At 69.8% G+C, this 25,081-nt stretch carries 18 protein-coding genes; 10 read left to right on the top strand and 8 right to left on the bottom strand.

What is annotated here, in order from left to right; genetic code table 11:
* The first annotated feature begins 1 nt into the window (after position 1).
* Together rarD and dinB are read left to right on the top strand one after the other, a co-directional pair.
* The gene (gene rarD / locus E5S69_RS19495; protein WP_171516276.1) at positions 2–907 is read left to right on the top strand and encodes an EamA family transporter RarD; all 906 of its coding nucleotides are present in this window, start codon (positions 2–4) and stop codon (positions 905–907) included.
* Between the two features lie 63 nt (positions 908–970).
* Positions 971–2,050, top strand: a complete 1,080-nt coding sequence (dinB, locus tag E5S69_RS19490) for a DNA polymerase IV (RefSeq protein ID WP_171516275.1) — start codon at positions 971–973, stop codon at positions 2,048–2,050.
* Between the two features lie 75 nt (positions 2,051–2,125).
* Here the strand turns inward: dinB and E5S69_RS19485 are convergent, their stop codons facing one another.
* Together E5S69_RS19485 and E5S69_RS19480 are read right to left on the bottom strand one after the other, a co-directional pair.
* A complete protein-coding gene (locus E5S69_RS19485; RefSeq protein WP_171516274.1) occupies positions 2,126–3,124 on the bottom strand; it encodes a DUF2272 domain-containing protein in 999 nt (332 codons plus the stop codon).
* A 241-nt stretch (positions 3,125–3,365) separates the two neighbouring features.
* Positions 3,366–3,644: an HU family DNA-binding protein gene (locus tag E5S69_RS19480; RefSeq protein WP_012354324.1), complete on the bottom strand. Its 279-nt coding sequence runs from the start codon at positions 3,642–3,644 to the stop codon at positions 3,366–3,368.
* Between the two features lie 1,128 nt (positions 3,645–4,772).
* On the opposite strand from E5S69_RS19480, the gene E5S69_RS19475 reads away from it, so the two are divergent.
* Positions 4,773–5,288 (top strand): SET domain-containing protein, encoded by a 516-nt coding sequence (locus tag E5S69_RS19475; protein WP_216621379.1) that lies wholly within the window; start codon positions 4,773–4,775, stop codon positions 5,286–5,288.
* 21 nt (positions 5,289–5,309) lie between these two features.
* Here the strand turns inward: E5S69_RS19475 and E5S69_RS19470 are convergent, their stop codons facing one another.
* The 4 genes from E5S69_RS19470 to phhA form a co-directional block, all read right to left on the bottom strand.
* Positions 5,310–6,938 (bottom strand): sensor histidine kinase N-terminal domain-containing protein, encoded by a 1,629-nt coding sequence (locus tag E5S69_RS19470; protein WP_423766653.1) that lies wholly within the window; start codon positions 6,936–6,938, stop codon positions 5,310–5,312.
* Between the two features lie 128 nt (positions 6,939–7,066).
* On the bottom strand, positions 7,067–7,771 hold the full coding sequence (locus E5S69_RS19465) for a response regulator transcription factor (protein ID WP_171516271.1): 705 nt from the start codon (positions 7,769–7,771) through the stop codon (positions 7,067–7,069).
* Between the two features lie 145 nt (positions 7,772–7,916).
* A complete protein-coding gene (locus E5S69_RS19460; RefSeq protein ID WP_012354319.1) occupies positions 7,917–8,216 on the bottom strand; it encodes a 4a-hydroxytetrahydrobiopterin dehydratase in 300 nt (99 codons plus the stop codon).
* A gap of 166 nt (positions 8,217–8,382) precedes the next feature.
* Entirely contained in the window at positions 8,383–9,312 is a 930-nt protein-coding gene (phhA, locus tag E5S69_RS19455) for a phenylalanine 4-monooxygenase (protein ID WP_171516270.1), read from the bottom strand.
* Positions 9,313–9,479: 167 nt separating this feature from the next.
* Between phhA and E5S69_RS19450 the strand changes: the two genes are divergently transcribed.
* The 4 genes from E5S69_RS19450 (at position 9,480) to pbpC (ending at position 19,071) form a co-directional block, all read left to right on the top strand.
* Positions 9,480–9,965 (top strand): Lrp/AsnC family transcriptional regulator, encoded by a 486-nt coding sequence (locus E5S69_RS19450; protein ID WP_171516269.1) that lies wholly within the window; start codon positions 9,480–9,482, stop codon positions 9,963–9,965.
* A gap of 108 nt (positions 9,966–10,073) precedes the next feature.
* Positions 10,074–16,148 (top strand): alpha-2-macroglobulin family protein, encoded by a 6,075-nt coding sequence (locus E5S69_RS19445; protein ID WP_171516268.1) that lies wholly within the window; start codon positions 10,074–10,076, stop codon positions 16,146–16,148.
* Positions 16,145–16,849, top strand: coding sequence for a lysoplasmalogenase (locus E5S69_RS19440; RefSeq protein WP_171516267.1), 705 nt, complete (start codon positions 16,145–16,147; stop codon positions 16,847–16,849). The genes E5S69_RS19445 and E5S69_RS19440 overlap by 4 nt, the downstream gene beginning before the upstream one ends.
* Entirely contained in the window at positions 16,846–19,071 is a 2,226-nt protein-coding gene (gene pbpC / locus E5S69_RS19435; protein ID WP_171516266.1) for a penicillin-binding protein 1C, read from the top strand. Before E5S69_RS19440 ends, pbpC begins: the two co-directional genes overlap by 4 nt.
* Here pbpC and E5S69_RS19430 read toward each other — a convergent pair.
* Entirely contained in the window at positions 19,061–19,984 is a 924-nt protein-coding gene (locus tag E5S69_RS19430; protein WP_171516265.1) for a LysR family transcriptional regulator, read from the bottom strand. The genes pbpC and E5S69_RS19430 overlap by 11 nt on opposite strands.
* Before the next feature lie 100 nt (positions 19,985–20,084).
* Between E5S69_RS19430 and E5S69_RS19425 the strand changes: the two genes are divergently transcribed.
* The gene (locus E5S69_RS19425) at positions 20,085–21,098 is read left to right on the top strand and encodes an aldo/keto reductase (protein WP_171516264.1); all 1,014 of its coding nucleotides are present in this window, start codon (positions 20,085–20,087) and stop codon (positions 21,096–21,098) included.
* 59 nt (positions 21,099–21,157) lie between these two features.
* A complete protein-coding gene (locus E5S69_RS19420; protein ID WP_171516263.1) occupies positions 21,158–22,111 on the top strand; it encodes a delta(1)-pyrroline-2-carboxylate reductase family protein in 954 nt (317 codons plus the stop codon).
* Here E5S69_RS19420 and E5S69_RS19415 read toward each other — a convergent pair whose 3' ends face one another.
* Entirely contained in the window at positions 22,112–22,756 is a 645-nt protein-coding gene (locus E5S69_RS19415; protein ID WP_171516262.1) for a TetR/AcrR family transcriptional regulator, read from the bottom strand.
* A 186-nt stretch (positions 22,757–22,942) separates the two neighbouring features.
* On the opposite strand from E5S69_RS19415, the gene E5S69_RS19410 reads away from it, so the two are divergent.
* Positions 22,943–24,931 (top strand): alkyl/aryl-sulfatase, encoded by a 1,989-nt coding sequence (locus tag E5S69_RS19410; protein ID WP_171516299.1) that lies wholly within the window; start codon positions 22,943–22,945, stop codon positions 24,929–24,931.
* The last annotated feature ends 150 nt before the right edge of the window (positions 24,932–25,081 follow it).

Below are 25,081 nucleotides of genomic sequence, written 5' to 3'. Positions count from 1 at the left end.
TATGCAACTCGGCATTCTCTACGCGCTGCTGGCGTACATCATCTGGGGGCTGCTCCCGCTCTACATCAAGTCGCTCCCTCACATCGCGCCGGTGGAGATCCTGCTGCACCGGATGGTGTGGTCGCTGGTATTCCTGGGGCTGATCCTGGCTTGGCGGCGCCAATGGGGGTGGCTCGGCCAAGTGGCGCGGGACCGGCGCCTGTTGCTGTCGTTTGCCGCCAGCGCGGCGCTGCTGTGCGCGAACTGGTTCCTGTATATCTGGGCGGTGTCGGCGAACCGCGTGGTCGATGCCAGCCTCGGTTATTTCATCAACCCGCTGTTCAGCGTGCTGCTGGGCGTGGTGTTCCTGCATGAGCGCCTGCGCCGGGTGCAATGGCTGGCGATCGCGGTGGCCGCGGCGGGCGTGGCCTGGCTGACGGTGGCGGCGGGGCAGTTGCCATGGATTGCGCTGGGCCTGGCCGCCAGCTTTGGCGGTTACGGGCTGCTGCGCAAGACCGGTGCGCTGGGCGCGCTGGAAGGGCTGTCGCTGGAAACGCTGCTGCTGTTCCCGCTGGCCGCCGCCGCGCTGGGCTGGCTGTTCGCCACCGGCCAGGACAGTTTTACCCACGCAGCGCCGGGTACGCAGTGGCTGCTGTTGCTGGCCGGGCCGGTGACGGCGGTGCCGCTGCTGTTCTTTGCGGCCGGCGCGCGGCGCATTCCGCTGTCACTGCTGGGTCTGCTGCAGTACACCGGGCCGACGCTGCAACTGCTGCTGGGGGTGTGGCTGTGGCATGAGCCGTTCCCAGCGCAGAAGCAGGCCGGCTACGCGCTGATCTGGCTGTCGCTGGCCTTGTATGCGGCCGAAGGGTTGTGGATGAATACGCGGCAGAAGCCCGCTGGCATCCAATCGATCAATGAAACGACCTGAAAATTGATCGTCATTATTCATCCGACGGATAACTAGACAAAGCCAATTCCGAGCCCGGTCCCCATGTCCGCCCCGCCTGATGCCAGTCCCGCGGTCCAGCGCAAGATCATCCATTGCGACTGCGACTGCTTCTACGCCTCGGTCGAGATGCGCGACGACCCGTCGCTGCGGGGCCGGCCAATGGCGGTGGGCGGCGCGCCCGACCGGCGCGGGGTAATCGCCACTTGCAACTACGAGGCGCGCGCCTTCGGCGTGCGCTCGGCGATGGCGTCGGCCCAGGCGCTCAAGCGCTGCCCCGACCTGCTGATCGTGCGCCCGGCGATGGACAAGTACCGCGAGGTCTCGCGCCGCATCTTTGCGATCTACCGCGAATACACCGCGCTGGTGGAGCCGCTGTCGCTGGACGAGGCCTACCTCGATGTCAGCCTGTGCACGCGCCATGCCGGCAGCGCCACCCGCATTGCCGAGGAGATCCGCCAGCGCGTGCGTGAAGAAGTGGGGGTGACGGTGTCGGCCGGGGTCGGTCCCAGCAAGTTCGTCGCCAAGATTGCCAGTGACTGGAACAAGCCCGACGGGCTGTTCGTGGTCAGGCCGGCGGCCGTCGACGCCTTTGTCGCCGCGCTGCCGGTGGAACGCATCCATGGCGTCGGCAAGGTCACCGCAGCCAAGCTGCGCCGGCTGGGCGCCGAGACTTGCGGTGACCTGCGGCCGTGGTCTGCCGACCGCCTGCATCGCGAGTTCGGCGTGTTCGGGGCGCGGCTGTACAAGCTGTGCCGCGGCGTGGACGAGCGCGCGGTCACGCCCGAGCGCGAGCGCAAGTCGATCAGCGTGGAAGAGACCTATGCCGACGACCTGCCCGACCTGCCGGCCTGCCTGGCCGAGCTGGAACCGCTGATCGCCATGCTCGAGGCGCGCATCGCGCGCGCCCAGGCGCATGACACCATCGACAAGCTGACGGTAAAGCTGCGCTTCTCGGACTTCCGCCAGACCACGGTCGAATGCCGCGGCCATGCCCCGGATCGCAGCGTCTATGCGCGGCTGCTGGCAGAGGGCCATGGGCGTCGAGGCTTGCCGGTGCGGCTGCTTGGAGTCGGGGTGGGCACGAGTGACCGGGATACCGCGCAGCTTGAGCTGTTCGACTGAACCCGGAATCATTCGCGCGATTTATCAGGCTAATCTCAAACATGACACACTGATAATTCGCATCAATAACAATGTCTACTGCAGTTCGTTGCGCATCACCAGCAGCCATGGCATGTGCGAGTTGGTGACACCGTCGAGCCGGCCCGAATCGCCCAGCTCGATCTCTTCCATCGATACCGATTGCTGGACGTTGCCGCCAATGGCGCGCACCACGCGCGCTGCCGGATCCACCGCGACCACGATGTCGCAATGCATCGGCGTGGTGCCGAAGCCGATTTCGGCGATGTCCTCGAGATAGCGGTCACGGCCACGGCCGGCGCAGATGATGTCGCCGGGGCGAGGCATCGCGGGAACGGGCTCGATGCGGAAGGCGGGATGGGGCAGGATGCCGTCGCGGGCATCGACCACGTACATCGAGTGCGACTGGCCGGTCAGGAACTGGCGCTCGTCCAGCCCCGCCTTGCGCAACACCCATGACACAAAGACCGCCGACCAGGCCCAGGCACCCTGCGTCACCTGCCTGCAACTGGGCGCCTCGCCGACGATGCCCCAGTAGCGGCGGGCCAGCGTGCAACCCAGCGGCGTGGCCTCCATGCCGGTGCCGTCCGGAAAAGACAGGCAGCTGGGGGCGGGCGGCGGGTTGCCGTTGGTCTTCGATTCCGTATCGGTGGTGGCCACCGCGGGCGCCCCGTTGTCCGTGGAGGATGCCAGCGGCAACTCAGGCGGAAGCTCCGGTGCCGGCACCGGGCTGTAGGTCACGCAAGCGGTGTCGTCGCGGCCCAGCCGTACCACCTGGCTGCCCCAGCGCACCCATTCCTGCGTGGCGATCTCGACGATGCGCTCGCGCGCCGTGGCGCCCGGGCGCGTCAGCGGCCGCTCGGTGTCGGGCAGTGCCCGTGCCTGCGGCCGGGCCGGCTCGCTGACCGTGGCGCAGGCACTCAGCAGCGCCAGCGCCGCGGCCGCGCAGGCGGCGCGCAACGGCGCAAGCGCCTGTGGAGAACGCTGTGGAATCGGCTGTGGAAAGCGCTGTGCATAACGCTGTGGAGATTTGTGGCGCTGCGAACGGGCAAACATGTTGGCCCCACATGGCACGGCGCCCGGCATGGCCAGTGCTGGCCAAGGCTGGACGCCTGTTGGAAGACTTCGCGCGCAATCGCTCCGGCGCTGGGCGGGTGATGCGGCGGATACTGCAGAAGAGTCAGATCACGACTGTGGATAACGTCCCCCGCATGGCGCGCGCCTGCGCCCTCGGGCGCCGGGGCGGCGGCATGGCGGGGTCAGGCAATGCCGGGCTCTGCAGTGCAGCCCGTCAGGATCACTGGTTGACAGCGTCCTTGAACTTCTGGCCAGCCTTGAACTTCACGGTCTTGGCGGCTTCGACCTTGATTTCTTCACCAGTACGCGGGTTGCGCGCCATGCGCTCGCCACGCTCGCCCTTGCTGAACGTGCCAAAGCCGATGAGGCTCAGCGTGTCACCCTTGGCCACGGCGTCCATGATGGCCGACAGGGTCACGTTCAGTGCCTGTTCCGCCTTGGCCTTGGTCAGACCGTCCACCCCGGCTGCGATAGCGTCGATCAGTTCGGTTTTCGTCATGCTTCACTCCGTATCGAGTTGATAAAACACAGGCGTCCGCATGCCGGGCGGCCAGGCTGGCACCGCTCCGGCAAAGACGCCGCGGGCCACATGATACCGTGTCGGACAAGGCGCACCGGGAACAGATTGTTACCTGGCAGTTTCCGCGAGGCCGCGCCAGCGCGGGGCTGGCGGCAAATTGGCGCCGTCGGGAAGGTGTGCTCCGTGCGCGGGATCGCGGTGTAGGCAGTGGAGAGGGGCTCGCAAACCGCTGCATGCCACTGTGCACCCCGGCTGCGTATACCCCCGCCAGAAAGCCATCAGAAGGCCGCTGGCAGCCTCAGAAGCGTTCCGAGAGGCATTGGGGCTCTGCTGCGCCCAAGCCGCCTGGAAGCCGATAGGGCTTGCCATAGGCGAACTGCACTATCGTGCATGTGGCGCTGAGGGTGACTCCGGGGCGACTGATCTCTCGTTATTCGAGGCGTGCATGGGCTGACCGCGCTCCTTACCTCAGCCTTGCTGCCTTACGCGTATACGTGCGCGCCTAGCTCCCGCCCTCGCTTATCTCGCCCGTATACCCGAACGGGCAAAACTCAAAGTCTCTCGCAAACCCGATGTTTACGCCTGCCGCCTTTTGGTTGGTGCCTCGGGCCGGGGGTTGTTCTTTCGGTTTACCTTTTTCTTTCATGTATACAGATAGTAGTAGTAGGTAAACACCCGCATCCGCTGTGGAAAACCCGGTAAACATCATTGTCTTCAACGGTTTACGTAAACGAGAAGTGGTCGCATCCAATGTTGGCCGAGGTGGAAGACTCAGCCCTATGGATGAGGTCGTCCGCTGACCTGCTCCGACTTATGCCCGAGGCATCCCCATGCGAGCCCCAGGCAGCCCACACCCAATCCGCATGCTTGTCCACAGATCGGAGCGCGGTTATCCACATGCCGGGTGGTAAACAGGAGGGGCGTATACGGCTGGGGCGCGGCTCGGCGGCGTGGGTATACGTCCTCAGGGCTTGACTCGGACTGCCTGAGCCCGGGCGAGACTGTTGCCACGTATACGTGTCGCGGCAGCCCCGGTATCATCCCCGATCGCGCCGGGAGGCCAGCACCGGCCAACCAGGCACAACAGGCGAGAGCACGGAAAGGCAAATGGCGGACAAGGCAAAGCGCAAGGCAGCGGAAGCGGGCAGCAAAAAGACGGCGAGCGACCGGATCGAGGTGCGTCAGTCAGGCGTACACGGCAAGGGCGTCTATGCCATCGCCCCGATTGCCGAGGGCGAGCGCGTGATCGAGTACAAGGGCGAGCACATTTCCTGGAAGAAGGCGCTGGAGCGCCATCCGCACGATCCCAGCGATCCCAACCACACCTTCTATTTCAGCCTGGACGACGGCAGCGTCATCGACGCCAAGTACGGCGGCAACCGCGCGCGCTGGATCAACCACGCCTGCGAGCCCAACTGCGAGGCGCGCGAGAAGAAGGGCCGCGTCTTCATCCACGCGCTGCGCGACATTGCCCAGGGCGAGGAACTGTTCTATGACTACGGCCTGGTGATCGATGCCCGTTATACCGCCAAGCTGAAGAAGGAATTCGAGTGCCGCTGCGGCAGCCCGCAATGCCGCGGCACCATGCTGGCGCCGAAGGAAAAGAAGAAGAAGGCCAAGTAAGGCCGTTGCCCGCGCGGCGGTTCAGGCTGCCGCCCCTGCCGGCTCGCAGGGAATCCGGATGACAAAGCGCATCACCGCGCGCCGCTCCGGCGGGCTGTCGGTGGACGCTGCGGGCGCGGTCCCGGGCGGAAGTGGCGGCACGTCCTCGATGCGGATCGTACCGTGGTGCAGGGTCACGATCTCATGCACGATGGCCAGACCCAGGCCGGCCCCGCCCGCCTGGACGGCGCGGCCGCCGCCCGGCTCCGGCGCGCGGTCGCCGCGGAAAAAGCGCTTGAACACTTCCTCGCGCCGCTGCGGCGGGATGCCGGGCCCGTTGTCTTCCACCATCACCACCGCCATGCCGCGGTGACCCATGGTCTCGCCGCCGGCGCGCACCGTGATGCGACCGCCGGCGGGTACGTATTTCACCGCATTGTCGATCAGGTTGGACAGCGCTTCGCGCATCAGCAGCCGGTTGCCCCGCACCACGGCCGGGGCGCCGCCGGTGAAGGTGGGGCCGGGCAGGATCTCGAAGCCCAGGTCGATGCGGCGCGCCAGCGCCTGCGGCACCCACTCGGCGCCGGTTTCAAAGGCCAGCTCGGCCAGGTCGAAGTGTTCCACCGGCCCCAGCCGTTCCAGCGACAGCCCGGGCTCGGCCCGCGCCAGCGACAGCAGCTGGTTGGACAGGCGCACCGCGCGGTCGGCCGCGGTCTGCACCTCGCGCAGCGCATGGCGGGCCACTTCCAGTGAATCGGCGGCCTGTGCCCGATCGGCATGCAGCTTGACCGCGGTCAGCGGCGTGCGCAACTGGTGCGCCGCATCGGCAATGAACTTGCGCTGCGCGTCGAGCGCGTCGCGCAGCCGCGCCAGCAACGCGTTGAGGCCGCGGATCAGCGGCGCCACTTCGGCCGGGACCTGGGTTTCATCCAGTGCGGCGAGCGAGCGCGCGGTCTGCCGGTTGAGCTTGTCGGCCAGGATCTGCAGTGGCACCAGTTCCTCCTTGAGCACGTGCGACAGGATCAGGCTGCCGACCAGCAGCAGCAGGATCAGCGGCACCGACACCGACAGCAGGATCTCGTTGGCGGCGGTCTCGCGCCGGTCCAGCAGTTCGGCCACTTCCACCACGATCGGCCCGCGCGCGGGCTTGCCGGCCTCGCTGGTGCCGAGTTCATCGACCGCGGCGCTGGGCAGCATCACCGGCAGCCGCACCGCGCGCACCTGGCGGCCGCTGAACCACGCATAAAACAGCCGCGCGTCGTGCAGCGTGGTCTGGCCGGTGCCGTAGCCCAGCCAGGTATCCATGCCGCCGATCAGCCCGTCGGGGCCGTGGATGCGCCAGTAGATGCGGTCGGTGCCCTCGGCCTCGACCAGCGTCTGCGCGATCATCGGGATGTCCTGCTCCAGCCGCGGTCCGGCGATGCGGATCTGCTGGGCGATGTTGTTGGCGACGCCATAGAGCGCGCGGTCGAACACCTGCGTGGTGTAGTGCGCCGCCAGCCAGTACGACAGCGAACCGCTGGTCAGCACCAGCGCGAACAGCGGCGTGGCCAGCGCGCGCAGCAGGTGCACGCGCAGGCTGATGTTGGAGCCGGGGCGGGAGGCCTGGCGCGTCGCCGCGGGCGCAGGGTTGACTCCCGCGGCATCAGCCGCAGCGGGAGATGGGGGCACGTTCCGCGTCGCGATGCGGGAGGCCGTGCGCCAGGAAACCCGGGAGGAGGTGCGGGAGCGAGGCCACATTGCCGGCTAGGCCAAAGGACAGGGCCGCGGGGCGGATAACCGCGGCGGCCGGAGCGGTTTCATTGTCCGGCGCGGATCTGCAGCAGGTAGCCGAAGCCGCGCACGGTGACGATCTCGACGTCGCTGTCCTCGAGCTTCTTGCGCACGCGGTGCACGTAGACCTCGATCGCGGTGTCGCCGACGGTATCGCCGCCCTCGCCGGCCGGGTGGGCGAAGGTGGCCAGGTGGTCCTGCAGCTGGGCCTTGCTGACCACGCGGCCCTGGCGCTGCAGCAGCAGCTCCAGTACCGCGAACTCGCGCGGCGACAGCTCCAGCGGGCGGGCGTCGATAAACATGCGGCGGTCGTTGCCGGACAGGCGCAGGCGGCCGAGGCGCACGTCGCGCTCGGGCGTGGCCTCGCCATGCTGGCTGCGGCGCAGCAGTACGCGCACGCGCGCTTCCAGCTCGGGCAGGGCGAAGGGTTTGATCAGGTAGTCGTCGGCGCCGGCATTCAGGCCCGAAAGCTTGTCTTCCAGCTCGTCGCGCGCGGTCAGGATGATGACCGGGGTGGTGCGGTTACGGGCGCGATAGCGCGCCAGCAGGGTCATGCCGTCGATGCCGGGCAGGCCCAGGTCGAGGATGACCAGGTCGTGCTGCTCGCGCAGCAGGTGTTCGGTGGCATAGACGCCGTCGTGGACGACGCGTACCTGGTGGCCGGCGCGGGACAGGCCGGCTTCGACGCCGCTGGCAATCTGGCGGTCGTCCTCGATCAGCAGGATACGCATGGCGGCAGCTCGGGAAGGACGTTGGGCATGGCTTGCAGGGAAAGGCCGCACGGCGCACATGGCGGTGCGGGCCTGCGCCAGATTGTACTAGGCGCCGCCCGCGGCTTCCTTACGGTTAGCCTACAGCTACCGCCCGGGCTGCCGGTCAGTTCGTCACCGCATCGGCGGCGCGCTCGATGAAGTGCGCCAGGTCGATGTCGCGCTGGGTCAGGCCGTTGGCATCGTGCGTCGACAGCGTGATGTCGACCCGGTTGTAGACGTTGAACCATTCCGGGTGGTGGTCTGCCTTCTCGGCCTGGATCGCCACGCGCGTCATGAAGCCGAAGGCGGCGTTGAAGTCGTGGAAGGTAAAGCGCTTGAAGATCGCGTCGCGGTCCGGGACGGTAGTCCAGCCGGGCAGGTCGGCGAGCAGCGTGGCACGGGCTTGCGGGGAAAGAGGGGTCATGATGGGCTCGATCTGGATCTTGGGAGAAAACGAAGGTCGCCCGATGCGGACAACGCGCATCGGGCGGACAGCCGGCCCGCCCGCGCCGGGGCGGCGGGCATGCCGGCATTGTTTCACAAAGCGGGGAGCGGGGCAGCGGCCCCGGGGTTTGGCCGGGCGGGCCGCCTCAGATGTCTTCGGTGTCGGCCCAGCCTTCGCGGGTGCCGGCGTTGATCACGTGGTCGCCCTCGGCGATGTCGCCCGCACCCAGCGTCGGCTGGGCACGCAGGGCTTCATACAGCGGCGCGAAATCCGGGCGGGTCGCGTCGAACAATTGCTCGAAGCTGTCGATCACGAAGTAGGTTTTCTGGAAGGTGTCGATGCGGTAGCGCGTGCGCATGATGCGGCGCACATCAAAGCCGATCCGGTTGGGGCTGGCCGAGTCCAGGCTGTAGATCGACTCGCCCTGGCTCGACAGGATACCGGCGCCATAGATGCGCAGCCCCTGCGGCGTTCGGATCAGGCCGAATTCCACGGTGTACCAGTACAGGCGGGACAGCATCTCCAGCGCGCCCAGCCCTGCCGCTTTCAGGCCGCCCTTGCCATAGGCTTCCATATAGTCGGCGAAGACCGGGTTGATCAGCAGCGGCACGTGGCCAAACACATCGTGGAAGCAGTCCGGCTCTTGCAGGTAGTCGAGCTGCTCGGGCTTGCGCATCCACCAGCTGGCCGGGAAGCGGCGGTTGGCCAGGTGCTCGAAGAACACCTCGTCAGGCACCAGGCCGGGCACGGCCACGATCTGCCAGCCGGTGGCGCGCATCAGGGTCTCGTTGAGCTGGTCGAAGTCCGGCACGCGGTCCTTTTCCATCCCCAGCGTGGCCAAGCCTTGCAGGAATTCATCGCTGACGCGGCCCTGCAGCATTTCGGCCTGGCGCTCGTACAGCTTGCGCCAGATGGCGTGGTCGGTGCTGGTGTAGCGGTGCACCGGCTGGGCGATGGTGAAATCCGGGCGCAGTGCCTGGCCGGACAGCAGGCCGGCGTCGAATTGTTCCTTGAGCTTGTCGGTCAGGGTGCCCTGGAAGGCGCCGGGGGCTTCGCTGGCCATGGCGATGGACATTGGCGTGTCTCCTTGAATGCGTGCTGGCTGCGTCGGCGGCAGCATGAATGCGGATTTACTGCGTAGTTTAGGCGCGTGAAGCTGCAATCTGTCCGCATAGTCCGCTTGATTACGGTGGATCCTGCATATAATGCGCATCAACGGACATTTGGATGCGGGATTCATGTATGGCAGCCCAGAGCATTTCCCTCGACGCGTATGACCTCGCCCTGCTCAGCGCGCTGCAGGCCGACGGCCGCACCACGCACCAGCAGCTGGCCGAGCGCGTGCACCTGTCGCCCAGCCAGGTCGGACGCCGGTTGGCGCGGCTGGAGGCCGACGGTGTCATCACCGGATACCGCGTTAGCCTGTCCTCGCAGGCGCTGGGGCTGGGCGTAGTGGTGTTTATCAGCGTCAAGCTGGCGCATCACGGCGACACCATCATCGAGCGCTTCCGCGAAGAGATCCTGCTGCTGGAAGAGGTGCAGGAGTGCTATTCCGTCGCTGGCGAGGCCGACTACCTGATCCGCGTGGTCGTGCCTGACCTGCCCACGCTGGCTGAATTCACCATGAAACGGCTGATGCGCGTGCCGGGCGTGGAGAGCGTACGGTCGAACATCGTGCTGACGGCAATCAAGTGCGAGGGCCCGTTGCCACTGTCGCACCTGCGCTGAAACGTCTCCCCCGCACGCGCTGCCGGTGCGCGCCGGTCTTGCGCTCCTGTGGCGTGCGTGTCACCCTCGCCGGGTGCCGCAAACGTGGCGGAAACGGAGGATGGCAGGATGAAGGGGATCGTCGCCCGAGCCGATCGGGGCCTTGGCAGTTCGCTGCAGCAATCGCAATTGGGGCGTGCTTGCGGGGTCGCGGCCGTGGCCGTGGCGGCCACGCTGGGTACGCTGGGCGGCGGCGCGCTGGCCGCGCAGGTGAGCCGTTTCTCGCCGGAAGGCACGGTGGGCCAGGTGCGGCAGGTGGCGATCCGCTTTGACGAAGCCATGGTGCCGATGGGCGATGTCCAGGCCGCGGCGCCCGCCGCGGTCTCCTGCACCGGTGCCAGCACAAGCGGCCAGGCGCGCTGGATCGATGCAAAAAATTGGGTCTATGACTTCGCCAGCGACCTGCCGCCTGGGGTGCGCTGTACCGTGCGCATGCGCGCCGGCCTGCGCAGCGAGGCCGGCAGCGCCTATGCCGGCAAGGCGGAATACCGCTTCGAGACCGGCGGCCCGACCGTGGTCTCGAGCCGGCCCTCCGGCGGCGAGATCGAGGAAGACCAGGTCTTCGCGCTGCGCTTCAACGGCGCCGCCACCGCGGCGTCGGTGCGCGAGCACGCCTGGTGCCAGGCGCAGGGGCTGGGCGAGCGCATCCCGGTGCGGCTGCTGGCCGGCAAGGAGCGCGACGCCGTGCTCGAGGCCATCCGCTGGGACCGCCTGGCCAAGCCGGTGCCCGATGCGGTGCATCTGCTCGCCTGCCAGCAGCGGCTGCCGGCCGGGGCACGGGTGCAGCTGGTGCTGGGCGCGGGCATAGCCACGGCGTCGGGCGTTGCCACGCGCGAGGAACGCCGTTTCGACTACACCGTGCGCGAGCCGTTTACCGCCAGCTTCAGCTGCGAGCGCGAACACGCGCAGTCTCCCTGCACGCCGCTGCGGCCGATGTCGGTGACGTTCTCCGCGCCGGTACCGCGCAAGCTGGCCGAAAGCGTGGTGCTGAAGACGCCATCGGGTCCGCGCGCGCCGCAGTTCGATCCCGACCTGGCGCCGGACGCCAGCGTCAGCGCGCTCACCTTTGCCGCGCCGTTCGCCGAGAAGGCGCAGTTCACCATCGAAGTGCCGCGCAAGCTGCAGGACGACAGCGGCCGCGCGCTGGCCAATGCGGACCTGTTCCCGCTCAAGGTGGCCACCGCCTCGATGCCGCCGCTGGCCAAGTTTGCCGCGGCGCCGTTCGGCGTGGTCGAGCGCTTCGGCGAACTGCCGCGCGGCAAGTCCGCCGCCGACTATCCGCCGCTGCTGCCGGTGACGCTGCGCAATGTCGAAGCGGATCTCGCCGTACGCGGCGTGCAGGCCCGCGCCGGCACCGTGATGAAGCTGCGCGTCGACGACGACGCGGCGGTGATGCAGTGGTTCGGCCTGGTGCGCCGGTTGCATGAGGCCAGCTATACGCGCGGCGAACTCGACGCCGTGCTGGCGGGCCGCGCGCCGTACCGCGTCAATAATCCGCGCAATGCGGTGTCGATCGAAACCCGCTCGGTGTCGCTGCTCGAGCGCGCCCCGGGCGTGCAGAAGCTGGCCGTGCCCAAACCTTCGGGCGATGCGCCGCGGCCGTTCGAGGTGGTCGGCATCCCGTTACCGGAGCCAGGTTTCCATGTGGTCGAGATCGCCTCGCCGATGCTGGGCGAGGCGCTGCTGGGCAAGCGCGCGCCGATGTACGTGCGCACCGCCGCGCTGGTCACCAACCTGGGCGTGCATTTCAAGCTGGGCCGCAGCACCGGCAACGAGGACGATGGCAGCCGCAGCGGGGTGGCCTGGGTCACCGCGCTGGACGATGGCAAGCCGGTCCGCGATGCCGCGGTGGCGGTGCGCGACTGCAGCGGGCGCCTGCTTGGCGAAGGCCGCACCGATGCCAGCGGCGTGGCGCGCTTTGCCAGGCTGGCCGCGGCACCGCAAGGCGCCTGCGAACAGAACGGGCTGTCGGGCTATTTTGTCTCCGCCCGCATCGCCGCCACGCACCCGCAGGCGCGCGGCAAGGCCGACATGGCCTTCGTGATGTCGGACTGGAATCGCGGCATCGAGAGCTGGCGCTTCAATGTGCCGACGGACACGAGCGCCACGCCCACCGTGCGCGCCCACACCATCTTCGACCGCACGCTGCTGCGCGCCGGCGAAACCGTGTCGATGAAGCACCTGATCCGCGCCGAGACCGCGCAGGGCTTTGCCTTGCCGCCGGCCAGCCGTCCGCTGCCCACGCGCATGACCATCCGCCACGAGGGCAGCGGCCAGCGCTACGAGCTGCCGCTGCAATGGCGCCAGACCGCGACCGGCGGGCGCAGCGCGGAAAGCACCTTCCAGGTGCCCGCGGCGGCCAAGCTGGGGGTCTATACCGTCGAGCTGGAAAGCCCCAAGGGCGATGGCGCGCAAGACGACGGCGGCGCGCGCAGCTACACCAGCGGCAGCTTCCGCGTCGAGGCGTTCCGCCTGCCGGTGCTCGCCGGCACGCTGCAAGTGGCGGGCAAGGCCGGGCCCGTGGTGGCGCCGGCCGAACTGCCGGTTGGCGTCGAGATCCACTATCTTTCCGGCGGCGGCGCCGCCGGGCTGCCGGTGCGCATGTCCGCGCTGTTGCGCGACAAATACGTCAGCTTCCCGGGCTATGAAGAATTCTCGTTCAACCCCCCGCGCGCGCAGCGCGAAAGCGGCGGCGACGAAGAGATGGACGAAGACCAGCAGGGCGATGCCAGCGCCGACGGCCAGAAGCTGGTCGCCGACAAGTTGCCGCTGACGCTGGACAAGAACGGCAATGGCAGCGTGACGCTGCGCAAGCTGCCCAAGACCGACGCGCCGCGCGACCTGGTGCTCGAAGCCGGCTTTGCCGACCCTAACGGCGAGATCCAGACGCTGCGCCAGACCGTGCCGGTATGGCCCGCGGCGGTGGTGGCCGGCATCCGTACCGATGACTGGGTCTCGGTCAGGCAGAAGCTGGCGGTGCATGGCGTGGTGCTGGACGTCAACGGCAAGCCGGTGGCGGACGCGCCGGTCAGGATCAACGCGCGCGCCCGCATCACCACCTCGGCGCGCAAGCGCGTGGTGGGCGGCTTCTACCGCTATGACAACCGTACCGAGACGCGCGATCTCGGCACCGTATGCGAGACCCGCACCGATGCGCAGGGCCGCGCGCGCTGCGAAGTAGCGCTGGAACAGGCCGGCCAGATCGAGCTGGTGGCCAGCGCGCGCGACAAGGACGGCCGCACCGCGCAGGCGGCGTCGACGGTGTGGGTGACGCGCCAGGGCGAGCTGTGGTTCGGCGGCGAGAACCATGACCGCATCGACCTGCTGCCGGAGAAAAAGTCTTATGCGCCGGGCGACACCGCGGTGTTCCAGGTGCGCATGCCATTCCGCCACGCCACCGCGCTGGTGGCGGTGGAGCGTGAGGGCATCTACCAGACCCAGGTGGTCGAGCTGCATGGCAGCGATCCGACCGTGCGCGTGCAGGTGAAGCCGGAGTGGGGCCCCAACGTCTACGTGTCGGTGCTGGCCTTGCGCGGGCGCCTGCATGAAGTGCCGTGGTATTCGTTCTTCACGTGGGGCTGGCGCCAGCCGGGCGAATGGTGGCGCGCGTTCCGCAGCGAAGGGCGCGAGTATGCGGCGCCGACCGCGCTGGTCGACCTGTCCAAGCCGGCCTTCCGGCTGGGGCTGGCCGAGATCCGCGTCGGCAATGCCGGCCACCGGCTCGACGTCGCGGTGACCCCGGACAAGACCAGCTATCCGGTGCGCGGCAAGGCGCGCGTGGCGATCCAGGTCGGGCTGCCCGACGGCAAGCCTGCCGCCAACGGCGAAGTCGCGCTCGCCGCGGTGGACCAGGCGCTGCTGGAGCTGATGCCCAACACCAGCTGGGACCTGCTCGACGCGATGCTGCAACGGCGCGGCTACGGCGTGGAAACCGCGACCGCGCAGATGGAGATCATCGGGCGCCGCCACTACGGGCGCAAGGCGGTGCCGGCGGGCGGCGGCGGCGGCAAGAGCCCCACGCGCGAGCTGTTCGACACGCTGCTGCTGTGGCACCCGCGCGTGCAGCTCGACGCCGAGGGCCGTGCCAGCGTCGAGGTGCCGCTCAACGATTCGCTGACCAGCTTCCGCATCGTCGCGGTGGCGGACCTTGGCCTGGGCCGCTTCGGCACCGGCAGCGCCACCATCGCCGCCACGCAGGACCTGCAAGTGATTTCCGGGCTGCCGCCGCTGGTGCGCGAGGATGACCGCTACCGCGCCATGTTCACGCTGCGCAATACCACCCGGCGCGCCATGACGGTGCAGGCCAGCGCGCGCGGCACGCTGCTTGGCAACGAGACCGGCCTGCCGGTGCAGACCGTGCAGATCCCCGCGGGCGAAGCGCGCGAGATCGGCTGGGACGTGACCGCGCCCGCGCTGCTGGCGTATGCGCGCACCGGCACGGTGATGTGGGAAGTGCAGGCCAGCGAGCAGGGCACGCAGGGCGCCTCCGACCGCATCAAGGTGTCGCAGCAGATCGTGCCGGCGGTGCCGGTCACGGTGCAGCAGGCCACGCTGGCGCAGGTGGCGCCGTCGCTGTCGGTGCCGGTCAAGGCGCCGCCAGGCGCGCTGGCCGACCCGGCGGGCAAGGTACGCGGCGGGCTGCAGGTCAGCTACCAGTCGTCGCTGGCGGGCGGCATGCCGGGCGTGCGCGAGTGGTTCCGCAACTACCCGTTCACCTGCCTGGAACAGCGCGCGTCGAAAGCCATCGGCCTGAACGACAGCGCCGCTTGGGATGCGCTGATGGCGCAGCTGCCGTCCTACCTCGATGCCAACGGCCTGGCCTCGTACTTCCCGCTGAACAGCGACAGCGACTACGGCAGCGAAGTGCTGACCGCCTACCTGCTGGCGGTGACCGACGAGGCGGCGCGCGCCGGGCAGGCGCTGCGTATTCCCGACGCGCAGCGCGCGCAGATGGAGCGCGGCCTGGCCGACTTCGTCGAAGGCCGCATCCGCCGCGACAGCTGGTCGCCCGCCGGCGGTACGCAGTATCTCGAGGTGCGCAAGCTGGCCGCGCTCGAGGCGCTGTCGCGCAGCGGCCACGCGCAGGCGCGCATGCTGGGTTCGATCCAGATACTGCCGGCGCAATGGCCTACCTCGGCGTTGCTGGACTGGACCCTGCTGCTGACGCGCGTGCAGGATATCCCCCAGCGCGAGCAGCGCCTGGCCGAGGCGCAGCAATTGCTGCGCTCGCGCCTGACGGTGCAGGGCACGCGCCTGGCGTTCTCCACCGAGCGCACTGACAACTGGTGGTGGATGATGGCCGGCGGCGACGTGAATGCCGCGCGCCTGCTGGCGCTGGCGTCGGAGCTGCCGGGCTGGAAGGACGACGCGCCGCAACTGGCCACGGGGCTGCTGGGACGCCAGGTGCACGGCGCCTGGGGCACCACCACCGCCAACGCCTGGGGCATGCTGGCGGTGACGCGCTTTGCGCAGGCGTTCGAAAAGACGCCGGTGGCCGGCACCACGCGCGCGAGCGTCAGCAATGCTGCCGATGCCGCGCGCAGTTTCGACTGGGCGCGCGCGCAGCGCGGCGACGGCGTGGCGCAGGGCAGCGTCGAGCTGCCCTGGCCGGCTGCCGAGGGGGGCACGCTGCAGGTGGAGCACGCCGGCGCGGGCCAGCCCTGGGCCACGGTGCGCGCCATGGCGGCGGTGCCGGTGACCGCGCCGCTGGAGGCGGGCTACCGCATCCAGCGCAGCGTGACGCCGCAGGAACAGGCGGTGCCGGGCAAGTGGTCGCGCGGCGACGTGTACCGCGTCAAGCTCGAGATCGATGCGCAGGCCGACATGACCTGGGTCGTGGTGAGCGACCCCGTACCAGCCGGCGCCACCATCCTGGGCAGCGGGCTGGGCCGCGACTCGGCCATCGCCACGCGCGGCGAGCGGCGCCAGGGCGCGGCCTGGCCGGCCTATGTCGAGCGCACGCCGCAGGCCTATCGCGAGTACTTCGGTTACCTGCCCAAGGGCAAGGTCTCGGTCGAATACACGGTAAGGCTGAACAACGCCGGCGACTTCGCGCTGCCTCCCACGCGGGTCGAGGCGATGTACGCGCCCGACGTATTCGGCGTGGCGCCCAACGCGCGCCTGGCGGTCGGGGCGCGCCCATGAGCTGGCTGGCCATGATGATGCCGGCGCGCGTGCGCGAATGGTGGCTCGCGGGCACCATGGCCGGCCTCCTCTACGGCGCGCTGCTGGTGCAGGTGGCGCTGGACCTGCCCGAGGGCGCGCCGCTGACCGGGCATATCGCCATGCAGCCGGTGTGGAAGACCGCGATGGCGCTGCTGCTGGCGCGCGCCGCGTGGTTCCACCGCGTACCCGGCGAGCGCCGCTGGCTGGTCACGGCGCTGCTGTGCTCGGCGCTGGGCGATTTCCTGCTGGCGCTGCCGGCGCTGTCGTTTTCGTTCATGGGCGGGCTTGGCGCCTTCCTGCTGGCGCATCTGGCCTACCTGCGCCTGCTGGTGCCGCTGGCGGGCGATACCCGCCCGCACCGGCTGATTGCCTGCGGCGCCATGCTCGGCGTGGCGGGTACCATGCTGGGCCGCTTCTGGCCCAACCTCGGCACGCTGACGGTGCCGGTTGCGCTATACGTGGGCGTGCTCGCCGCCATGGTGTGCGGCGCGCTGGTGGCACGCCTGCCCACGCCGCTGGCGGCGCTGGGGGCGCTGTGCTTCGCCGCGTCGGACATGATGATCGGCATTGCGCGCTTCCTGGTGCCGTTCGAATCGTTCCAGCTCGGCATCTGGTGGACCTACGCCGCCGCCCAGGTGCTGCTGGTGGCTGGGCTGGTCTCGGGACGCGCACGGCCATGAGGCAGTGCCTGTCGCTGGTCGCGCTGGCCGCAGCGCTGGCGTGGTCGGCGCCGGCGGCGGCCCTGCCCACCTTCGCGCAGGTGCGCGCCGACTGGCGCAGCGCCGACGTGGTGGTGCTGGACCGCCACGGCGAGCCGGTAGGCCGCGTGCGCGACGACTTCCACGCGCGCCGCGGCGACTGGGTGGCGCTGGCCGACACCTCGCCCGCGCTGCGCACGGCCATCGTGTTGTCGGAGGACCGGCGCTTCCATGCGCATAGCGGCGTCGACTGGCAGGGGGTTGCCGCGGCGGCGTGGGCCAACCTGTGGAACACGCGCACGCGCGGGGCTTCGACGCTGACCATGCAATTGGCCGGCCTGCTCGACGACGACCTGCGCCGCCCCGGCGCTCCGGGGCAGGGGCGCAGCTTCACGCAGAAGCTGGGGCAGGCCGCCGGCGCCGCGGCGCTGGAACGTGGCTGGAGCAAGGACCAGATCCTGGAGGCCTATCTCAACCTGGTGCCGTTCCGTGGCGAACTGGTGGGCCTGTCGGCGATGTCGCAGGTGCTGTTCGGCAAGTACCCCGAAGGGCTCGATGCGCGCGAGTCGGCGCTGGCGGTGGCGCTGGTGCGCGCGCCCAATGCGCGGGCCGCGCAGGTGGCCAGCCGGGCCTGCGGCATCCTGCGCGAGATGCGCGTGCCGCGCGAGTGCGACGGCCTGGAGGGCTTCGCGCAACTGGCGCTGCTGCGCACCGGACCGGTGGCGCAGCGCGCGGCGGCGGCCATGCCCTCAGCGGGTCCGGCCCAGCTGGCGCCGCACCTGTCGCGGCGCGTGGTCGGCGAGGCGCGCGCGCAGCTGGCGGCCGGCGCCGCCATGCCCGCGCGTATCGCCTCGACGCTCGACGCGCGCCTGCAGCGTGCTGCCGTCACCAGCCTGGACCGGCACCTGCGCGAACTGGCGGGGCGTAATGTCGAGGACGGCGCGGTGGTGGTGATCGACAACGCCAGCGGCGACGTGCTGGCCTACGTGGGCTCGTCTGGCGCGCTGTCCGGCGCGGCGCAGGTGGACCACGCGGCCGCGCTGCGCCAGGCCGGCTCGACGCTCAAGCCCTTCCTGTACGCGCAGGCGCTGGAAGAAAAGCGGCTGACGGCGGCTTCGCTGCTGGACGACCGGCCGGTGAACCTGCCGGTGGGCGGCGGCCTTTACGTGCCGCAGAACTACGACCACCGCTATGCCGGCTGGGTCAGCTTGCGCGCGTCGCTGGCGGCATCGCTGAACGTGCCGGCGGTGCGCACGCTGGTGATGGTGACCCCGCACCGTTTCCACAAGCGCCTGGTAGCGCTGGGGCTGCCGCTGACCGAGGCGGGCGACTACTACGGCTACAGCCTGGCGCTGGGCAGCGCCGACGTGTCGCTGCTGGCGCTGACCAATGCCTACCGCGCGCTCGCCAATGGCGGCAGCTACGCGCCGCCACGGCTGCGGCAAGGGGCGCCGGCCACGCCGGCAAAGACGGTGATGCAGCCCGCGGCAAGCTATGTGGTCGCCGACATCCTGTCCGACCGCCACGCCCGCGCGCGTACCTTCGGGCTCGACAGCCCGCTCACCACGCGCTTCTGGAGCGCGGTGAAGACCGGTACCAGCAAGGACATGCGCGACAACTGGTGCATCGGCTGGTCGCAGCACTACACCGTGGGCGTGTGGGTCGGCAATGCCAGCGGCGCCAGCATGCGCGACGTCTCCGGCGTGTCGGGCGCGGCGCCGGTATGGCACGACGTGATGGAAATCCTGCACCGCGCGCGCGCCAGCCAGGCGCCCGCCATGCCCGCCGGCGTGGAGCGCGTGGCGCTGAGCTTCGACGACGGGCTGGAGCCCGCGCGCGATGAAGTGTTCCTGGCGGGCACCGCGATCCGGCGCGTCAGCGTGGGCGCACCGGCCGCGCGCCCGGCTGCCCCGATAATCGCCACGCCTGCTGACGGCACGGTGTTTGCGCTGGACCCGGACATGCCGCCGGCCTCGCAGCGGGTATGGTTCCACGCGCAAGGCGTGGCCGGCCAGCCGGCGCGCGCGGTCAGCTGGCGCATAGACGGCAAGCCGCTCGGGCGCGGCGGCGAGGTGGCATGGCTGCCCTGGCCCGGCCGGCACCAGGTGGAACTGCTCGATGCCGCCGGCAAGGTGGTGGACCGCATCGGCATCGAGGTGCGCGGCGCTTCGGTGCGCGCGCCCGTGCCTGCGGCTAGGCGCTGAGGCCCGCGCGCGCTTTCAGGAAATCGACGAAAACGCGCAGCTTGGGCGGCATCAGCACGCGGCTCGGGTAATACAGATAGAGCCCGTCGAACGGCGGCAGCCAGGGGTCGAGCACGGTGACCAGCCGGCCGTTGTCGAGCGACGGCTGGATATGCACCGGGAATTCGTGGATCAGGCCGATTCCGTCGAGCGCCGCCTGGTGCAGCAGGGTCCTGTCGTTGGCGATCAGCGCGGCGCGCGTGTCCATGGTGAAGGTGCGGCCATCTTCGACGAACTCCCAGCGATAGACGCTGCCATGGGGCCCGAAGCGGTAGTGCAGGCAGAGGTGCGCGTGCAGGTCGCGCGGATGGCGCGGCGTGCCGTGGCGCGCGAGGTAATCGGGCGAGGCCGCCACCACCATGCGCAGCGGCCCTGTGACCGGGATGGCGACCATATCGCGCTGCAGGGCCTCGCCCAGGCGCAGGCCGGCGTCGAAGCCTTCGGCGACCAGGTCGGCGAAGCGGTCGTTGGTGACCACGTCGACGGTGAGACCGGGGAAGGCGCGCATGAAATCGGCCAGCAGCGGGCGCAGCACCAGCGCGCCGGCGGTGGTCGGCGTGGTCAGCCGCAGCGTGCCGGCGGGCAGGTCGCGCTGCTGGCGGATATCGTCGGTGGCGGCACCAATCTCGGCCAGCGCCGGCTCCACGCGCGCCAGCAAGGCGGCGCCGGCCTCGGTCAGGCCGACGCTGCGGGTGGTCCGCTGCAGCAGCCGCACGCCCAGGCGCGTTTCCAATTGCCGGATGGTCTGCGACACCGCCGAAGGACTGACGGCGAGCGCGGCGGCGGCGGCGGTAAAGCTCCCCAGCCGGGCCACGCGGGCGAAGGCGGCGAGCGCGGGCAGTGAATCGATATCGATTGTGAAGTCTGGCTTCATGATGCATGCAGCGTAGCACGCTGTTTCCTGGCGGGTCGAGTGCCCATACTTGCCGCATCCCATGCACCGCCGGCATGCCGCCGGCCAACCGGAGCCCTTGATGACCGCCAACGCCATTTCCACCCCATTGCGCCAGCTCGGCAAGACCGGTCCCAGCGTGTTTCCACTGGGCCTGGGCTGCATGGGCATGAGCGACTTCTATGGCGCGCATGACGACGCCGAGTCGATCCGCACCATCCACCACGCCCTGGAGCGCGGCATCAACCTGCTCGACACCGCCGATGTCTACGGCCCGCACACCAACGAGGCACTGGTGGGCCGCGCCATTGCCGGGCGGCGCGAGCAGGTGGTGCTGGCGACCAAGTTCGGACTGGTGCGCGACCCCGCCAATCCCGCCACGCGGGGCGTCAATGGCCGGCCCGACTATGTGCGTGCCAGCTGCGAGGCCAGCCTGAAGCGGCTGGGCACGGACCACATCGACCTGTATTACCTGCATCGCGTGGATCCGGCCGTGCCGGTCGAGGACACCGTCGGCGCCATGGCGGACCTGGTGCGGGCCGGCAAGGTACGCTGGCTGGGATTGTCCGAAGCCAGCGCCGCCACGCTCGAACGCGCACACCGCGTGTATCCGATCACGGCGCTGCAGAGCGAATACTCGCTGTGGACGCGCGACGCCGACGAGGACGGCGTGCTCGCAGCCTGCGCGCGCCTCGGGATCGGCTTCGTTCCGTACAGTCCGCTCGGGCGCGGCTTCCTGACTGGCGCGATCCGCAGCCCGGAAGACTTTGACGCGGATGACTTCCGCCGGACCAACCCGCGCTTTGTCGGCGAGAACTTCGCCCGCAACCTGGCGCTGGTCGACAAGGTGCGCGCGCTGGCGGCGGACAAGGGCTGCACGCCGGCGCAACTGGCGCTGGCCTGGGTGCTGGCGCGCGGGCCGCAGGTGGTGCCGATCCCGGGTACGCGCCGCATCGCCAACCTGGACGACAACCTCGGCGCGCTGACGGTGCGGCTGGATGTAAGCGACCTGGCCGATATCGACGCGGTGTTTCCGGTCGGCGCAGCGGCGGGTACGCGCTATGCGGCGCAGGTGATGACGTTGCTGGCGGGCTGAAACGCGCGCGCGGCCATGCGCAATAATGGCGCTTCGCCATGTCCTGCCGGAGCCCGCGCATGTCCTTCGTCCCCCTCGATGCCGCCACCACCGCGGCGCGCCTGCCGTATCCCGAACTGGCGCAAGCCATCGCCGACATGCTGGCCGAGCTGCGCGACGGCACCGCCATGGCGCCGCCGCGTATCGCGCTGCCGGTCGGCGACGCGCACGGCGGTGCGGGCACGCTGCTGGTAATGCCGGCGCGCAACCGCGAGCTGGTGATGACCAAGAACATCACCGTCCATCCCGGCAACCCGCAGCGCGGCCTGCCCAGCATCCTCGGCGAAGTGGTGGTGGCCGACGCGCATACGGGCGCGCGCATCGCCATGCTCGACGGTCCCACCGTGACCGGGCGGCGCACCGCGGCGGTGTCGTTGCTGGCGGCGCAGCGCTTTGCCGCGCGCCCCGATGGCGAACTGCTGATCGTCGGCGCGGGCGTGCAGGCGCTGACGCACCTGGAGGCCTTCGTCGCCGGGCTGCGCGTGCGCAAGCTGTGGCTGCATTCGCGCACGCGCGACAAGGCCGACGCGCTGGTCGCGCATGCCCGGGCGCTGGGGGTGGAAGCGCAGGTGGCGGAGTCGGTCGCGGCGGTGTTGCCGCGCGTGTCGATGGTGGTCACGGTCACGTCGAGCCGCACGGCAGTGCTGCCGGACCTGGACAGCGGCCTCTGGCGCGACCATCACTTCATCGCCGCGGTCGGCGCGTTCCGGCCCGATATGTGCGAGCTGCCGCCGGCGCTGTGCCATGCCGCCGCGGGCCACGGCCGCCTGCTGGCCGACACGCTGTTCGGCATCGAGGACGAGGCCGGCGACCTGCTGCAGGCCGGCATCGACTGGGCCAACGTGCAGCCATTCGAGACCGCGATCCTGCAGGCGGACACCATTCGCGCGCGGGCGGGCAGCCCGCTGGTGTTCAAGAGCGTGGGCTACGCGCTGTGGGACCTGGCGGCGTGCGTGCTGGCCAGCCGCGCCTGATCAAGCGCCGCGGTCGCGCTGGCGCAGCCAGTCGCCAAATAGTTCGCGCGCCGGCGCCAGGAAGGCGGCGATCGGTTCGCTGCGGTCGCTGGCATACCAGTGGCAGTAGCAGCCGTGGAGGGTCGCGATCATCAGGCGTGCCATCGGCGCGGGCAGCGGACGGCCGGGGGCCGACAGCGCCTCGACCAGGTCCCGCACGTGGCTGTCCCAGCTGCGGCGGATTTCTTCGCGCACACTGGCCGGCACGCTGCCGGAGAACAGCAGCGCCAGCACCACGCCCTTGGCCTCCGGGTTGGCGGTGAAATAGTCGGCGACCCGGTCGAACGTGTTCTCGAGCCGCCGTGCCGCGGTCCTGCCGTGGCGCGGCTCCGCGCCCAGTTCCTCGCCAATCTGCCGGAACAGGCTGCTGGCGGCCTCGGCCAGCAGCATTTCCTTGCTGCCGAAATGCCATAGCAGGCTGCTCTTGGCCACGCCGGCCTCGGCGGAAATCTGGTCAAGAGTGACCTCGGCGTAGCCGTGCGCGCTGATCAGCCCGCGTGTGACGGTGATCACGCGTTCGCGGGTTTCCAGGCCGCGCCGGTTCTTGGCGACCGGCGCGGGAGGGTTCTGTGCGGCGAGGCTGGCGGCCGGGCGGGTCGAGGGCATTGGCGGGGGCGGCAAGAAGTGGAGGAAGACGGTTGCTGGCGGCAGGGTCCGATCTGCGCCGGCAGTCTATTTGACAGTAGACGAGGTCTGCCAGCAAACTCCTGAATTGTACTGAACGTTCAGCACAATGACATAAGCGTTTGGCGGCAACCACCTACGCCCGGCGCAGCATTCCAGGAGACCATGATGCCGTACCCAACTGCCTTTGCTGCCGCCGCAGCCGCCCTGGCCGCAGCCGCCTTCACCCTTGCCGGCCCCGCCAGTGCCGCCGCCGGCCCGGCCCCGGCAGGCAACCCGGCCACCGCTGCTACCGCGCGCGCCAACGCGGCGGTGCTGCAACAACTGCCGTTCCAGGACCGGCGCGATTTCGAGGCGGCGCGCCGGGGCTTTATCGGCACGCTGGACCAGACCGAGATCCGCGACGCCAAGGGCAATGTGGTGTGGGCGCTCGAGCCCTACGATTTCCTCAAGCAAGACACGGCGCCGCCCACGGTGAACCCCAGCCTGTGGCGCCAGGCCCAGCTCAATCTGCACCACGGGCTGTTCCAGGTGACGGACCGGATCTACCAGGTGCGCGGCTTCGATATCGCCAACATGACGATCATCGAGGGCGATACCGGGCTGATCGTGATCGACCCGCTGACCGCGACGGAGACCTCGCGCGCCGGCCTGGATCTGTACTTCAAGCACCGGCCGAGGAAGCCGGTGTTGGCGGTGATCTATACCCACAGCCACGGCGACCACTTCGGCGGCGTCAAGGGCGTCGTCAGCGAAGACGACGTCAAGGCCGGGCGAGTCAAGGTGCTGGCGCCGGAGGGTTTCATGGAAGAGGCCGTCAGCGAGAATGTCTTCGCCGGCAACGCCATGAGCCGCCGCGCGCAGTACATGTATGGCTTCAACCTGCCGCGTTCGGCCACCGGGCAGGTCGATGTGGGGCTGGGCAAGGCCGTGGCGCATGGCACCCTGACGCTGATCGCGCCGACCGACCTGATCCACAAGACCGGCGACACGCGCACCATCGACGGCGTGAAGATCGAGTTCCTGATGGCGCCCGGCACCGAGGCCCCGGCCGAGATGCTGATGTATTTCCCGCAGTGGAAGGCCTTGTGCGCGGCCGAGGACGCCACCCACAACCTGCACAACCTCTACACCCTCCGCGGCGCCCAGGTGCGCGACGCCAACCAGTGGTGGCGGGCGCTCGACGAGACCATCGACCGCTTCGGCGCGCGCACCGACGTCCTGTTCGCCCAGCACCACTGGCCCACCTGGGGCCGCCAGGAGATCGTCACCTACCTGGGCAAGCAGCGCGACGGCTACAAGTACATCCACGACCAGGCGCTGCGGCTGGCCAACCTGGGCTACGTGCCGGCCGAGATCGCCGAGCGTCTCAAGCTGCCGCCGTCGCTGGCCAGCGAGTGGCACCTGCGCGACTACTACGGCACCGTCAGCCACAACGCCAAGGCGGTGTACCAGCGTTACCTGGGCTGGTACGACGCCAACCCGGCCAACCTGAACCCGCTGCCGCCGGAAGAGGCGGGCAAGCGCTATGTCGAATTCATGGGCGGGGCGGCGCGCGTGCTGGAGCAGGCGCGCGCCGCCTACGCGCGCGGCGAGTACCGCTGGGTGGCCGAGGTGGTCAAGCACGTGGTCTTTGCCGACCCGTCCAACCAGGCGGCCCGCGAGCTGGAGGCCGATGCGCTGGAGCAGCTCGGCTACCAGGCGGAATCGTCGACCTGGCGCAACGCCTACCTGAGCGGCGCCGCCGAGCTGCGCGCGGGCCCGCCCAAGACTGGCCGCCGCGCCGGCAGCCCGGACGTGCTGCGCGCGATGACCGACACCATGTTCCTGGACTACCTGGCGATCAGCCTGAACGGCGACCGTGCCGCCGGCAAGACGCTGGCGCTGAACTGGGTTCAGCCGGACACCGGCAAGCGTTTTGCGCTCACCGTGGAAAACGGCGTGTTCCGCTACAAGGCCGACGCGCAGCATGCCGCGCCGCAGGCCACGCTGATCATGCCGCGCGCGGTGCTGATGGGCGTGCTGGCCGGCCAGACCACGCTGCAGGCGGAGACCCAGGCGGGCCGCGCGCGCGTCGAGGGCGACCCGCAGGCGCTGGCGGCGTGGGCGGGGCTGATGGACAAGTCCGAACCGAACTTTGCCATCGTGACGCCCTGACGCCGTGTCGGGCGCCGGCGCGCGGCCGCTATTGCGCGCCAGGCCGCTAAAACCGCTTGCACGTGAGGGTTTTTTCCGCCCTGCGCTATAAACCGTTGCGTCGACGCTGCGGACGGTCGCCTCGGCGGGCCGCGGCCGCCGCTTTTTTTC

The organism is Cupriavidus necator, from assembly GCF_013141915.1.
Lineage (GTDB): Bacteria > Pseudomonadota > Gammaproteobacteria > Burkholderiales > Burkholderiaceae > Cupriavidus > Cupriavidus necator_B.
This window is presented reverse-complemented; position numbering and strand designations above follow the sequence as displayed.

Excerpts from the sequence above, each read along its gene's own strand:
- rarD (WP_171516276.1), top strand. The coding sequence starts at position 2 with ATGCAACTCGGCATTCTCTACGCGCTGCTGGCGTACATCATCTGGGGG.
- dinB (WP_171516275.1), top strand. The coding sequence starts at position 971 with ATGTCCGCCCCGCCTGATGCCAGTCCCGCGGTCCAGCGCAAGATCATC.
- E5S69_RS19485 (WP_171516274.1), bottom strand. The coding sequence starts at position 3,124 with ATGTTTGCCCGTTCGCAGCGCCACAAATCTCCACAGCGTTATGCACAG.
- E5S69_RS19480 (WP_012354324.1), bottom strand. The coding sequence starts at position 3,644 with ATGACGAAAACCGAACTGATCGACGCTATCGCAGCCGGGGTGGACGGT.
- E5S69_RS19475 (WP_216621379.1), top strand. The coding sequence starts at position 4,773 with ATGGCGGACAAGGCAAAGCGCAAGGCAGCGGAAGCGGGCAGCAAAAAG.
- E5S69_RS19465 (WP_171516271.1), bottom strand. The coding sequence starts at position 7,771 with ATGCGTATCCTGCTGATCGAGGACGACCGCCAGATTGCCAGCGGCGTC.
- E5S69_RS19460 (WP_012354319.1), bottom strand. The coding sequence starts at position 8,216 with ATGACCCCTCTTTCCCCGCAAGCCCGTGCCACGCTGCTCGCCGACCTG.
- phhA (WP_171516270.1), bottom strand. The coding sequence starts at position 9,312 with ATGTCCATCGCCATGGCCAGCGAAGCCCCCGGCGCCTTCCAGGGCACC.
- E5S69_RS19450 (WP_171516269.1), top strand. The coding sequence starts at position 9,480 with ATGGCAGCCCAGAGCATTTCCCTCGACGCGTATGACCTCGCCCTGCTC.
- E5S69_RS19445 (WP_171516268.1), top strand. The coding sequence starts at position 10,074 with ATGAAGGGGATCGTCGCCCGAGCCGATCGGGGCCTTGGCAGTTCGCTG.
- E5S69_RS19440 (WP_171516267.1), top strand. The coding sequence starts at position 16,145 with ATGAGCTGGCTGGCCATGATGATGCCGGCGCGCGTGCGCGAATGGTGG.
- pbpC (WP_171516266.1), top strand. The coding sequence starts at position 16,846 with ATGAGGCAGTGCCTGTCGCTGGTCGCGCTGGCCGCAGCGCTGGCGTGG.
- E5S69_RS19430 (WP_171516265.1), bottom strand. The coding sequence starts at position 19,984 with ATGAAGCCAGACTTCACAATCGATATCGATTCACTGCCCGCGCTCGCC.
- E5S69_RS19425 (WP_171516264.1), top strand. The coding sequence starts at position 20,085 with ATGACCGCCAACGCCATTTCCACCCCATTGCGCCAGCTCGGCAAGACC.
- E5S69_RS19420 (WP_171516263.1), top strand. The coding sequence starts at position 21,158 with ATGTCCTTCGTCCCCCTCGATGCCGCCACCACCGCGGCGCGCCTGCCG.
- E5S69_RS19415 (WP_171516262.1), bottom strand. The coding sequence starts at position 22,756 with ATGCCCTCGACCCGCCCGGCCGCCAGCCTCGCCGCACAGAACCCTCCC.
- E5S69_RS19410 (WP_171516299.1), top strand. The coding sequence starts at position 22,943 with ATGCCGTACCCAACTGCCTTTGCTGCCGCCGCAGCCGCCCTGGCCGCA.